Origin of the sequence: Rhodanobacter sp. C03 (assembly GCF_002001175.1) — a bacterium.
In the GTDB taxonomy this organism is placed as follows: Bacteria; Pseudomonadota; Gammaproteobacteria; order Xanthomonadales; family Rhodanobacteraceae; genus Rhodanobacter.
In genome coordinates this window covers 1-12,409 of the sequence record NZ_MUNT01000002.1, presented here as the reverse complement: position 1 = coordinate 12,409, position 12,409 = coordinate 1, and the positions used below count along the sequence as shown (strand labels likewise).

Annotated in this window: 8 protein-coding genes; 7 read left to right on the top strand and 1 reads right to left on the bottom strand. The window is 60.7% G+C overall.

Features of this window, described 5'->3' with window-relative positions:
- Positions 1–136: 136 nt before the first annotated feature.
- The 6 genes from lexA to B0E48_RS05990 all read left to right on the top strand — a co-directional run bounded on the left by lexA (position 137) and on the right by B0E48_RS05990 (position 9,934).
- Positions 137–757 (top strand): transcriptional repressor LexA, encoded by a 621-nt coding sequence (gene lexA / locus B0E48_RS06015; protein WP_077517064.1) that lies wholly within the window; start codon positions 137–139, stop codon positions 755–757.
- Entirely contained in the window at positions 757–1,380 is a 624-nt protein-coding gene (gene imuA / locus B0E48_RS06010) for a translesion DNA synthesis-associated protein ImuA (protein WP_077517063.1), read from the top strand. Before lexA ends, imuA begins: the two co-directional genes overlap by 1 nt.
- Before the next feature lie 12 nt (positions 1,381–1,392).
- Positions 1,393–2,796: a DNA polymerase Y family protein gene (locus B0E48_RS06005; RefSeq protein ID WP_077517061.1), complete on the top strand. Its 1,404-nt coding sequence runs from the start codon at positions 1,393–1,395 to the stop codon at positions 2,794–2,796.
- The gene (locus tag B0E48_RS06000) at positions 2,793–5,864 is read left to right on the top strand and encodes an error-prone DNA polymerase (protein WP_077517059.1); all 3,072 of its coding nucleotides are present in this window, start codon (positions 2,793–2,795) and stop codon (positions 5,862–5,864) included. The genes B0E48_RS06005 and B0E48_RS06000 overlap by 4 nt, the downstream gene beginning before the upstream one ends.
- Before the next feature lie 435 nt (positions 5,865–6,299).
- Entirely contained in the window at positions 6,300–8,777 is a 2,478-nt protein-coding gene (locus tag B0E48_RS05995) for a beta-propeller fold lactonase family protein (protein WP_077517057.1), read from the top strand.
- Between the two features lie 47 nt (positions 8,778–8,824).
- Positions 8,825–9,934: a beta-propeller fold lactonase family protein gene (locus B0E48_RS05990; RefSeq protein ID WP_168170301.1), complete on the top strand. Its 1,110-nt coding sequence runs from the start codon at positions 8,825–8,827 to the stop codon at positions 9,932–9,934.
- A 390-nt stretch (positions 9,935–10,324) separates the two neighbouring features.
- Here the strand turns inward: B0E48_RS05990 and B0E48_RS05980 are convergent, their stop codons facing one another.
- Positions 10,325–10,951 carry a tyrosine-type recombinase/integrase gene (locus B0E48_RS05980; RefSeq protein ID WP_077517051.1) on the bottom strand — a complete coding sequence of 209 codons (627 nt, stop codon included), beginning with the start codon at positions 10,949–10,951 and terminating at the stop codon, positions 10,325–10,327.
- A 454-nt stretch (positions 10,952–11,405) separates the two neighbouring features.
- On the opposite strand from B0E48_RS05980, the gene B0E48_RS05975 reads away from it, so the two are divergent.
- Entirely contained in the window at positions 11,406–12,296 is an 891-nt protein-coding gene (locus tag B0E48_RS05975; RefSeq protein WP_077517049.1) for a radical SAM protein, read from the top strand.
- Positions 12,297–12,409 lie beyond the last annotated feature (113 nt).

The following is a 12,409-nucleotide window of genomic DNA, read 5'->3' as shown; positions in this document are numbered from 1 at the left end:
CGGGGGACGCTGGGGATGAAGTCGCCTTCGAAGCCGTATGCGATCACCGTGCTAAGCCATTGATCCGTCTCAAGTGGTTGGGTACGGCTTTTTTTCAACTTCCATTTTCACCTAAATAGGTGAAACTATGCGAGCCATGACCATCCAGATCACCCAGCGTCAATTGAACGTCCTCGCTTTCATCCGCGCCCGGATTGAGCGGGACGGACAGGCGCCCACGCTTGAAGAAATCGGCGACGCACTGAGCATCGGCAACGTCAGTGCGGTGCTCAAACACGTCCGGTCGCTCGCCGAGAAGGGCCGGCTGACAATCGAACCCGGCCATGCCCGCGGTATCCGACTGGTGCGCGAATCCGATCCCTTGGATGCCGACACGCTGGAACTGCCGCTGATTGGTCGCATTGCGGCCGGCGAGCCCCTGTTTTCGGAGTCACGGGTCGATCGCAGCCTGCGTGTGTCCCGTTCGCTGTTTCGGTTGCGACCGGACTACCTGGTGAAGGTGGTGGGCGATTCGATGCGCGACGAAGGCATCCTTGACGGTGATCTGGTTGCAGTGCACGCCACGCCGGTGGCCCGTCATGGCCAAGTGGTCGCCGCGCGTGTGGATGGCGACCGTTTCACGATCAAGCGGCTGCACTGGAAGGGCGATGTGATCCGGTTGATGCCGAACAGTCCGGGCTTCAAACCCATCGACGTGGATCCCACCGAAGACTTCGCCATCGAAGGTCTGTTTGCAGGCCTGCTGCGGGGCAGCTGATGAGCGCCGTGGTTCCACTCTCTGCATTGCTCGATGCACGTCAGGTCTGGCGTGGCCGTGCTCACGAGGTATCAGTCGGCGATCAGCCCACCGGTTGGTGTGCACTTGATGCGGTGTTGCCTGCAGGCGGGTGGCCCGAGGCTTCGTTGTCGGAAATCTTGTTGCCTGTCGATGGGGTAGGTGAGCTTCGTCTCGTGCTGCCCACGCTTGCAAGGTTGACCCAAGGTCAGCGTAACGTCGTGATCGTGTCACCTCCGTATGCGCCGTGTGTCGCCGGCTGGCGCCAGCAAGGCGTTGACATGCGTCGTGTGGAATTCGTCGATGCTGGTGAGAAGGATGTGCTCTGGGCCACCGAGCAGTGCCTGCGATCGGGAAGCTGCGCCGCGGTGCTGGCGTGGCCGCATCACGCCGACGATCGCGCCTTGCGTCGTCTGCAGGTGGCTGCGGTCACCGGACAGGCGCTGGCTTTCGTATTCCGTGATCGCTCCCACCTGTCCAACGCATCGCCTGCTGCGCTGCGTCTGGAACTGGAAGCGCCACCGCGCCCGCAGATCTGGGTGCGCAAATGTCGAGGCGGAGCCGTACCCGCCCAAGCCATCCCTTTGCCGCGTTCTGTCCATTGATGGCGGCCAGACATGCTTTGGCTCTGCATCTACCTGCCAAGTCTGGCACTGGACGGAATTCTCCGACGCCGGTCCACGGACGATCCGTTGGTGCTCATCGACGGACCCGTCAACGCACGCACGATCGTTTCGGCCAATGAAGCCGCCCGCGCGGCAGGCTTGCATGTCGGTCAACGTCTAAGCGCCGCACAAGCACTGCTGTCGCAGTTCGAAGCGATCCCGTATGACCGGGAGTCGGTGGAGCGGTGGCTCCGGTTCCTGGCTGCTGTGGCTTACCGATACAGCTCCGAAGTCAGCCTGCTGCCGCATGCGATCGTGCTGGAGGTCAGCAAGAGCATGGGCTTGTTCGGGCCGTGGCCACGGCTTGAATCCATGTTGAGGGCCGACTTCACCGACCTGGGATTTCGTCATCGCATGGCGGCGGCGCCGACGGCTCACGCCGCGCATGTGCTGACGACGGTTTCCGATGGACAAGCAGTGTTATCAGTGGACACGCTGCGGAACGCCCTGCAGCGTGTGCCGATTGCGAAGAGTCGGTTGCCCGCGAATGCCATCGCAGCGTTGCCGAGCATGGGCATTCGCACGGTGGGTCAAGTGTTGGCATTGCCGCGCGATGGATTGCGTCGACGATTCGGCGCGGAACTGTTGGCGGCGCTGGATCGCCTAACCGGTGACCTGCCGTCTGGGTTAGAGCTGTATCGGCCACCGGACACGTTCGATCTGCGCATCGAGTTGCTCCACGAGGTCGAGAACCAATCCGCGCTGATCTTTCCGGTGCGGCGCATGGTCGATGACCTGGCCGCGTATCTGGCCGGCCGCGATGGCGGGGTGCAGCGCTTCTTGCTGCGCTTGGAGCACCGCGAAGGCCGCTTCACGGATGTGCAGGTGGGGTTGCTGGCGTCGGAGCGTGACGGTGCTCTGTTGTTCGAGTTCGCACGGGGGCGGCTGGAACACGTGACGCTGCCTGAGCCGGTGCTGGCGCTCCGCCTGATCGCTCGCGATCTGCCGGCGTTCGTGCCCGCGGGACGTGACCTGTTCGACGAGCGACCGGCGAATGCGTTGCCGATCGAACAGGTGCGCGAACGGTTGCGCGCGCGGTTGGGGGATGGCGCGGTCTATCGACTGGGCAGCACGCAGGACCCGCGCCCTGAGCGTGCGCAGCGCGAGGCCGCGCACGATGAAGTGCCCATCGAGCCGCACCCACGTCCCACGTGGCTGCTTCCACGTCCCATTCCCTTGCGCGGTGGCAACCCGATCATCCTGGCCGGTCCGGAACGCCTCGAAACGGGTTGGTGGGATGGCGGTGAAGTGTGTCGCGACTACTACGTCATCGAAACCTCGCTGGGGCAAGAGGCCTGGGCGTTCTGCGTGCCCGATGAACAGACTGGCTGGATGATCCACGGGTGGTTCGCATGACGGCTTACGCGGAGCTCCACTGCCTGTCGAATTTCTCTTTCGGCCGCGGCGCGTCCAGTGCACGCGAACTGTTCGAACGAGCGAAGACTTGTGGTTATACCGCTCTTGCGATCACCGATGAATGCTCACTCGCTGGCATCGTCCGCGCGCTGGAGGCCTCACGCCAAACGGGCGTGCCGTTGATCGTCGGTTCGGAAATCAAGCTCGACGACGGCCCGAAGATCGTCGTGCTGTGCGAAACGAAGGAGGGTTACACATCCCTCTGCGGTCTGATCACGCAGGGGCGCCGAGCTTCGGAGAAAGGCACCTACCGTTTGACGTGTGCTGATGTGGCCACCGGCTTGCCGGGCACGCTGGTCCTGTGGGCGCCAGACTTGGTCGTCGACATGGCTCACGGTCGTTGGGTGCGACAGACATTCGGCGATCGCGCTTGGTTGGCCGTTGAGCTGCATCGTGGACCGAATGACGCACGGCGGGTGCGGGTGCTTGAAGCGATTGGCAGCGAGATCGGTCTGCCGCTGGTAGCGGCGGGCGACGTGCACATGCATATCCGGCGACGGCTGGCTCTGCAGCACACGCTCACCGCGATCCGGCACCGCGTGCCCATTGCCGAAGCGGGCGGGTTGATCGCGCGCAATGGCGAACGACACCTGCGTCGCCGGCATGTGCTCGCCAAGATCTATCCCGAGGCCTTGCTCGAAGAAAGTGCACGGATCGCAGCACGATGCACCTTCACGCTTGACGAGCTGCGCTACCGCTACCCGGCTGAGCTTGTGCCCGAAGGCCATACCGCCACCAGCTGGTTGCGCCAGCTGACGGAGGAGGGCGCACGCTGGCGTTGGCCCAAGGGTGTGCCGGAGAAGGTGCATAAGCAGATCGAACACGAGCTGGGGTTGATCGAAGCGCTGCGCTACGAGTCCTATTTCCTCACCGTGCACGACATCGTGCGCTTCGCGCGCAGCCAGGGAATCCTGTGTCAGGGCAGGGGGTCGGCAGCCAACTCATCGGTGTGCTTCGCCCTCGGTGTGACTGAGGTCGACCCGATGAAGATGAGCCTGCTGGTCGAGCGATTCATCTCCAAGGAGCGCAATGAGCCACCCGACATTGATATCGACTTTGAGCACGAGCGCCGCGAAGACGTCATCCAGTACATCTACCAGAAGTACGGGCGGGAGCGTGCCGCGTTGGCGGCTACGGTCATTTGCTACCGCGGCAAGAGCGCCGTGCGGGATGTGGCCAAGGCCATGGGATTGCCGCTGGATCAGGTCGATCAGTTGAGCCAGGTATTCGCGTGGTGGGACGGCGATGAATCACTCGCCGAACGGTTGCGCGAGCGAGGATTTGATCCCGAGAGCGCGGTCATCCGCCGCATCGTGAAGCTGACGGCGGAGATCCTGAACATGCCACGGCATCTGTCGCAGCACGTCGGCGGGTTCGTGATCTCCGATGCGCCACTGAGTGAGCTGGTGCCGGTGGAGAACGCTGCGATGCCCGATCGCACCATCATCGAATGGGACAAGGACGACCTCGACACGATGAACCTGCTGAAGGTCGATTGCCTGGCATTGGGCATGCTCACCTGCGTGCAGAAATGTTTGAACATGCTGCGCGACCAACGCGGGCAGGATTACTCGATGGCCACGTTGCCATCCGAAGATCCAGACACCTACGCCATGATCCAGCAGGCAGACACAGTGGGCGTTTTTCAAATCGAGTCACGTGCGCAGATGGCCATGCTGCCGCGACATCGCCCGGAGAACTTCTTCGATCTTGTGGTGCAGGTCGCAATCGTTCGGCCTGGCCCTATCCAAGGCGACATGGTGCACCCCTATCTGCGGAGGCGAAGGGGCGAGGAGCCTGTCGACTATCCGTCGGAAGAGTTGAAGGAGGTATTCGAGCGCACGCTGGGCGTGCCGCTGTTCCAGGAGCAGGTGATGAAGCTGGCCATGATCGCGGCAGGTTACACGGCCGGGGAGGCGGATGGACTCAGGCGTGACATGGCCGCGTGGAAGCGACGTGGCGGGTTGGAGAAGCACCGCGAACGCATCCTGACCGGCATGACCGATCGGGGTTACACCGCAACTTTTGCCGAGAGGTTGTTCGAGCAGATGAAGGGCTTCGGATCGTATGGGTTCCCGGAGTCACACGCGGCGAGTTTCGCTGGCATCGTGTATGCGAGCTGCTGGCTGAAGTGCCACGAGCCAGCGGCCTTCGCCTGCGCGTTGTTGAACAGCCAGCCCATGGGCTTCTATGCGCCGAGCCAGATCGTGCAAGACGCCAGGCGTCATGACATCGACGTTTTCCCCATCGACGTGCAGTGCAGCGATTGGGACAACACACTTGTCACTCGCGAAGAAGAACCTCCTGCGGTCCAACTTGGCTTGCGCCAGGTGCGTGGATTCAGCGAAGAAGCCGCGCGGCGGATTATGGCCGCTCGCGCGCAGCGTCCGTTCGCAGAAATCGCGGATCTCTGCGCGCGAGCGGCCGTGGACAAGCGTCATCAGGACTTGCTGGCGCAGGCCAGCGCCTTGCAGGGTCTGTCGCGGCATCGGTACCACGCGCACTGGGAGATCGCTGGTGTAGAAAAGCAGCTGCCACTCTTCGGCAACGTCAGTCCGGCAGAAATTGAGGTGGCGTTGCCGAAGCCGACGCAGGCCGAGGACACACTGGCGGACTACGCGCGCACCGGGCTGACGTTGGGCGTGCACCCCATGGCGCAAATCAGAGATCGGTTGCGCGCCGCTCGATGCATGGACTCGCAAACGCTGCGGAAGCGCCCTCACAACAGCTATGCGCGTGTGGCGGGTGTCGTCACGATGCGTCAGCGGCCACAGACGGCCAGCGGGGTCACGTTCCTGACGATGGAGGACGAGCACGGCATGGTCAACGTCGTTGTCTGGCGCGATGTCGCTGAAACCCATCGGCGGGTGTTGCTGGAATCAGAACTGCTGGGAATCGATGGACGCTGGGAAGCAGTCGATGGCGTGTGCCATCTGATTGCCAGTCGGTTGCTCGACATGAGCGAGCTGCTCGGAGGTCTCGATGTGCGGTCGCGGGACTTCCACTGAGCGCCTCGGGCGAAACACGCGGCCCCAAGGGAAGGTCTGGATATCTCGGAAAAGTGCGAGAAGCACACACCAGCGATGACGACATCCAGGCTATCCAGGGTCAGCTGCATACACCGGATTGAATGCATCACACGACCGATCAACGATGACCAGCCCGCCGGCCAGTATGATCAGCTGCAGATCCACGTAGACCGGCGGAAACCGACCCTTTTCAGCCGATCACGACCGACTGCTTTCAGGAAAGCGGATCAACCACCATCTACCCAATTCGACGGCATTTTTCGCTTGGGGGTCGAGGTTAGCGGTAGCGCCAACGTCCGCTAGATCCTAGCGCGACAATTAGCCCGCATTGCTTTCCTATCAGATTTTCGCCCCACATCTGCCTCGGAAGCTGCATGGGCATTCCTGCATAATCGCTAAAACGGAAGGATTCAGATGACAAGGATCAGCGCGGGTTTGATGTGGGCAGCTCTTGCACTCGTTTACTGCGGTACGTCGTTGCCAGTCGCAAAAGCGGCAACATCCACAACCCCGCAGGGAACCCCCGCCTTCGCCATGGCCCGTCCAGGCGCAAGCAAGCGATTTGTGACGGATGGTTCCTCAGGCTACATCATCGACAGCGCCGGCCACCTATGGGCCTGGGGAGACAACAAGGTCGGCGAACTGGGTGATGGGACAACCGTGGATCACGCAACTCCGGTGCGGGTCCAGTTCCCTGCCGACTTAGGGGATGCTTCGATCATCACTGTGGCTGTCAACGGTCACCACTCCGCCTACGCTCTCGACAGCGCTGGCCATCTCTGGGCCTGGGGAGACAATGCCCACGCCCAATTGGGTCTCGGCCATGGGGACCTTGCGAATCGTTCAAAACCGACGCAGGTGCGTTTCCCCGCCGCCTTGGGAGCCGCTTCGATTGTCAGCGTGGCGACCGTCCATAACGACTTCGGCCCCGTTTATGCCGTCGACAGCGTAGGCCATCTCTGGGCTTGGGGAAGCAACTGGCACACCCAACTGACGGATGGGCCAAGCAAGGATCTTTCCACCCCGGCGCGCGTCCTGTTTCCATTGCCTCTCGGGAATGCGTCGATCGTGCGCGTCGAGGTCGACGACGACGACAATGGCTTCCTCTCCATTTACGCACTCGACAGCGCTGGCCATCTCTGGGCCTGGGGAGACAACGAGGCCGGACAACTGGGCAATGGTTCGAAGAGTGGCTCCTTAACCCCTGCCCAGGTTCAGTTCCCCGGATCATTGGGGAGCTCCTCAATCGTCAGCATGGCGACTGGCAGCGCTGGCAACGGCTATGTCTACGCGCTCGACAGCACAGGCCATCTTTGGGCTTGGGGAAGCAACGGGTACGGCCTAGGGCTGGGCTCGACGAAAGGTCAATCCACTCCGGCCCGTATTCGGTTCCCCAGCCCGTGGTGGCGGCGGTCGCCCTCGATTGTTCGCGTGATGGCCACCCATAACAGCGAGGGTACCGCCTATGCCATCGACAGCACCGGCCATCTCTGGGCTTGGGGAGGCAACAAATACGGTCAATTGGGCAATGGGACGCTCAAGGATCACGCCATCCCAGTGCGAGTCCAGTTCCCGTCCGCCTTGGGCGGTGCTTCGATTATTCGTGTAGAAGCTGATCGCTACGCCGCTTATGCCGTCGACAACGCAGGTCATCTCTGGGCTTGGGGAAACAACCGGTATGGCCAACTTGGCAATGGCTTACTCGCGAATCGCTTCAATCCACCGGCGCTGGTACAAATTCCCGTTGCTCAGGGACCCGCGTCGATCGTCAGCATGGCGGCCATGAGCACCGACGCCCGCTCCGCTTCCGCTTACGCTATCGACAACGACGGCCATCTCTGGGCATGGGGATACAACCGGAACGGTCAACTCGGCAATGGGTCGAGCGAGATCGTCGCATCCCCAATGTTGGTGCCGTTTCAGCAAGACTTACCGGATCAGGCGCAGGCTCCCGCACGCGACAAATGGCGCGCCACTCCGGGTGCCTCCCTCCCGAAACCGCAATTCCTTTATGTAGCGAACAGCCGCAGCATCTCGGCCTACCGTATCAACGCCAGCACCGGCGCCTTGACCGATGTCCCGGGCAGTCCGTTCGCGGATCAAGGAGGCCCAAAGTTTCTCGCGGTAAATCCGTCTGCCACCTTGGCCTATGTGGCAAACGTCACCGGGGGCACCGTCTCGGTCTACGGCGTCAACACCACCACCGGGGCCTTGACCGAAATCGCGGGCAGTCCGTTCGCAGCGGGAAGCCAGCCCTATGTCGTCAAGGTAAGCGCAGACGGCGCGATGGTCTATGTCGGGAACCGGATGAGCCAGGCTTTCACACCCTACCGCATCGCCCCCACCACGGGAGCAATCACCCCTGCCACAGGCGACAACGGGAATTCCATTCGCCATCTTGCCGAGTATCTTCCCGCCCCAGATGCGACTGTCAGTCCAGCAGGCCCATTCGCCTACTGGTTGGTCAACGACGGAATCGAGGCTTTCCGCATTGATGCCGCGGATGGCTCCAACCAAGAGATTCCCGGCACCAAGATCGCGAATCCAGATGCCAAATCGATCACGATCAATCCCGAGGGCACCTTGGCCTATGTGACGGAACAGCATCTCAACAACACCGGCGATGTCCTGGCCTACCGCCTCAACGCCACCACGGGCGAGCTCACGCCAGTCCCGCGCAATCCGGTCGCGACGGGACTTCAGAACCCCGTTGCTGTGGCGGTCAACCCCACAGGCACCTTCGCCTATGTGGCGAACAAAGGCTACGGATTCGCCGAAGGCACCATCTCTGCCTACCGCATAAATGCCACCACCGGGGCATTGACCGAAGTTCCTGGCAGTCCGTTCGCGACTGGAACTCGTCCCGCATTCATAACGGCCGTGCAGCCTTGATGGTTGAGTCCAAAACACAGGTTTGTAGCCAACCACGAAAGATCAACATGAAACACACACGACAGACCACTCCTACGACTGTCAAGCTCATTCTCGGCTTGATGGCAATCTTATCGATGACAGCGTGCTCCACGCTCGGGGGGATGCAATCAGCAGCACCCAAACCGCAGTACCTCTACGCCGCAAATGCTGGTGACAATACCGTGTCAGCCTACCGAATCAGCACCACCACCGGCGCGCTCACGCAAGTCCAAGGGAGCCCGTTTGCCATACGAGCGGCCAGCTCCTCCATCACGGTCAACCCCGCAGGCACTTTCGCCTATGTGCTGGACTATTTCGGAGGTAGGATCTCGGCCTATCGCATCAATGACTCCACCGGCGCACTTGCACCCATTCCGGGCAGTCCGTTTGGCATGGGGTATCAAGGAAGCCCTATTGCGATCAACCCAACGGGCACCTTCGCCTATGTGGCGAGCGGATATAGCAACACCGTGTCGGCCTACCGCATCGATGCCTCCACAGGTGCGCTCACGCCCATTCCGGGTAGTCCGTTTCCTGCAGCACCGGGGGCTCTGTCAGTCACGATCGACCCAGCAGGCTCCTTCGCCTACGTCGTGGGTGGCAACATCGGCACGATCTCAGCTTTCAGCATTGACGCCGCTACTGGCGCGCTTTCTCCCGTCAAGGGCAGCCCATTTGTCACAGGAAACGCTGCCACGTCCGTGACGATTAATTCCCAAGGCACCTTCGCTTATATGGCGGGCAGAAACGGCATTTCGGCCTACCGCATCGATACCGCAACCGGCGCACTCACCCCGGTTGCAGGCAGTCCGTTCGCAGCGGCCGAATCCGGCTCCACATCCGTGGTTGTCAACCCCGCTGGCACCTTCGCCTATGTGACGGGCAACAGCACGATCTCAGCCTACCGCATCGATACGACATCAGGCGCGCTCACCCTGGTTGCGGGCGGTCTGCCTGCTTACGGCACTTCGGTAGTTATCAACCCCGCAGGCACCTTCGTTTATCAGGGGACTGGTGGCGGGAGCGCCGTCTCAGCTTTTAGGGTCAACCCCACAAACGGCGCCCTAACCCCTGTCCCAGGCAGTCCGTTCGCGGCGGGAGCGAACCCAGCGTATCTAGCGATCGCGCAACCTTGAGGCCGTGACGCTCAGCTATGCCTCCATTTACCGGGTCGAGTGCATCTTCGGATTCGTCGTCGGCATGAATTTCACGTTCGGCGCTGTGCTTTCCGCTCTGATCGCAGTTGTATTTGCAACAGTCTCAGTCGTGGCGCATTTCGTCTTCAGGACCATTCTGTCCGTAATACGATCTCCTGTCCGCCAAGTCCCGCTCGACAGTTCGTTCAAGCAGATACGCTGACGTGCGCCGCCTGACTCCAAGCGTTGGAATCAACTACGAAATGCATCCTTTCGGCGGTATTCATCGTTTTGAATGGCTGCTTTGGGGCGAAGTGCTTCAAGCATCGGCTGTCCGGAGTTGGCCGGATAGCGACCATGCCACATGCCGCCATCCGGCTGACAGTTCGATCAGACTTCGGTCTGCTCTGCTATCTCAAGAGCATCTTCCACTTCGATGCCCAGGTAACGTACTGTGCTTTCGAGCTTGGTATGTCCCAGGAGCAGTTGCACGGCACGTAGGTTCTTCGTGCGTCGGTAGATCAAGGTAGCCTTTGTACGACGCATGGTGTGCGTACCGTACGCAGCGACATCCAATCCGATTCCTTCGATCCATGCATTGACGATTCGTGCGTACTGCCGGGTCGACAGGTGGTCCGAGTTGCGGATCCTGCTTGGGAACAGAAAGGCGTTGGATTGAAGCTGAGCCTGTTTGATCCAAGCGGAAATTGCATCTCGCGTCGGCGCGGTGATTTCAAACTGGACCGGCCGTCGCGTCTTTTGTTGAAGGACGATGGTGCGAGATGAAATGTGATCCGCAGACCCAACATCGCGCACCCGTAGCTTGACCAAGTCACACGCCCTGAGCTTGCTGTCGATCGCCAGATCGAACAATGCAAGATCCCGAATGTTCCTTGCCAGCTGAAGGTGTATCCGAATGGCCCAGATATCGCGAAGCCTGAGCGGGGCCTTCTGACCGGTGAGTTTGCCCTTGTTCCATGGTTCGCGGCGTTGGACGGATGGATCGATCGTATTCATGGGGGACTCCTACCGAGGTGGTGGAGCCTGCCAGCGTGCACCTATGCTGCGAATGGGCAATGTTCGACCCTTAGCCGACGTTGGATACAACGCCAGCGAAACCATGCTTGCTAAAGTTGCAGGCGATCGGGTGGGCTGACCGTTCTCTGAAGCACCTGCTGGACAGGCGTACAGCCGCCGGCGGTGTGGGCAGGCGCACGCCAGTTGTGAAGAGGAAGGCGAACTGCCATGTCAGACTCTGGCTCGCGGTTGGAAACTTGCGATGGAGCGCATCCGGCAGATTCGCATAGCCTCGATCACACCCCAAGTCACGCTAGTGCGGCGCCGAACCCAGAGTGTCTGTATTCTCGTAGAAGCCTCTCTTCAATCGGGACGGCTAACTCTGGGCGTGGTGATGTTCCATCTGCGGGAGCGCCGCCCAAATTTGCATCGCCTTTCCTTGGAGTTGTGAGGCATGAAGACACGACTCGGTCCTGACGGACTACATATCTTTGACCGAAGAACAGGTCTGAACGTCTTGTTCAATGAAGTGCAAGTCGAAGAGTCGAAGTGGAGCTCAGCGCCTCGCCAAGTCTCACTAGCGCTCACCAATCTTTGCGATCTTCACTGCGCTTACTGTTATGCCCCGAAGCACCGTGCGATGTTGAGCGCGGACGCGATCGCCGACTGGCTGATTGAGATTGACCAGGCTGGATCTCTAGGGGTTGGATTCGGCGGAGGAGAGCCGACTCTGCATGCGCAGTTCGCAGAAATCTGCAGTCATGCGGCGAAGAAGACTAAGTTGGCTGTGACTCTCACGACGCACGGCCACCGACTGCGCGCACCATTGCTGGACAAGCTCAATGGGAACGTGCATTTCATCCGAGTTAGCGTCGATGGCGTGAGAGAGACTTACGAAAATAATCGCGGCAGGCCCTACGCAAGCCTGCTTGCTCGACTTCGTGACGCCAGAGCACAAGCACAACTTGGCATCAACATAGTAATCAATGATCAGACCGTTGACGAACTCGACGAATTGTCGGAACTCGCTCATGAGATCGATGCGTCAGAAATTCTTCTACTTCCGCAACGTGCCACCTCCAGCGTAGGCGCGGCCAGTGACGCAGTAGGCCGAAAAATGTCGCATTGGGTTGCTGGATATAATGGACGCGTGCGCCTTGCCATAAGCGAGGAATCGTCGGGGGGCCTAATGACATGCGATCCGCTTCCGTTAGAGAAGGCGCTGAGGTCCTATGTGCACGTAACTGCATCAGGGGTCGTCAAGGTTAATTCTTATGCGACGGATGGAGTCAACATAGGAGCCGAAGGCCTGTTGGCAGCAATACATCAGCTAGGGATGCTCTGATCAATTAAGTTAGAAACGGCCGTCCAGACGGCCATGAGAAAGCACCGGACCTGCTACGGGGAAAAGGTGTCTGTGGAGGCAGGTCGCCGGCACCGCCGTGCCGATTTACCTCG

Coding starts and splice junctions, on each gene's coding strand:
- B0E48_RS06005 (WP_077517061.1), top strand. CDS start 1,393: ATGCTTTGGCTCTGCATCTACCTGCCAAGTCTGGCACTGGACGGAATT.
- imuA (WP_077517063.1), top strand. CDS start 757: ATGAGCGCCGTGGTTCCACTCTCTGCATTGCTCGATGCACGTCAGGTC.
- B0E48_RS06000 (WP_077517059.1), top strand. CDS start 2,793: ATGACGGCTTACGCGGAGCTCCACTGCCTGTCGAATTTCTCTTTCGGC.
- B0E48_RS05980 (WP_077517051.1), bottom strand. CDS start 10,951: ATGAATACGATCGATCCATCCGTCCAACGCCGCGAACCATGGAACAAG.
- B0E48_RS05995 (WP_077517057.1), top strand. CDS start 6,300: ATGACAAGGATCAGCGCGGGTTTGATGTGGGCAGCTCTTGCACTCGTT.
- lexA (WP_077517064.1), top strand. CDS start 137: ATGACCATCCAGATCACCCAGCGTCAATTGAACGTCCTCGCTTTCATC.
- B0E48_RS05990 (WP_168170301.1), top strand. CDS start 8,825: ATGAAACACACACGACAGACCACTCCTACGACTGTCAAGCTCATTCTC.
- B0E48_RS05975 (WP_077517049.1), top strand. CDS start 11,406: ATGAAGACACGACTCGGTCCTGACGGACTACATATCTTTGACCGAAGA.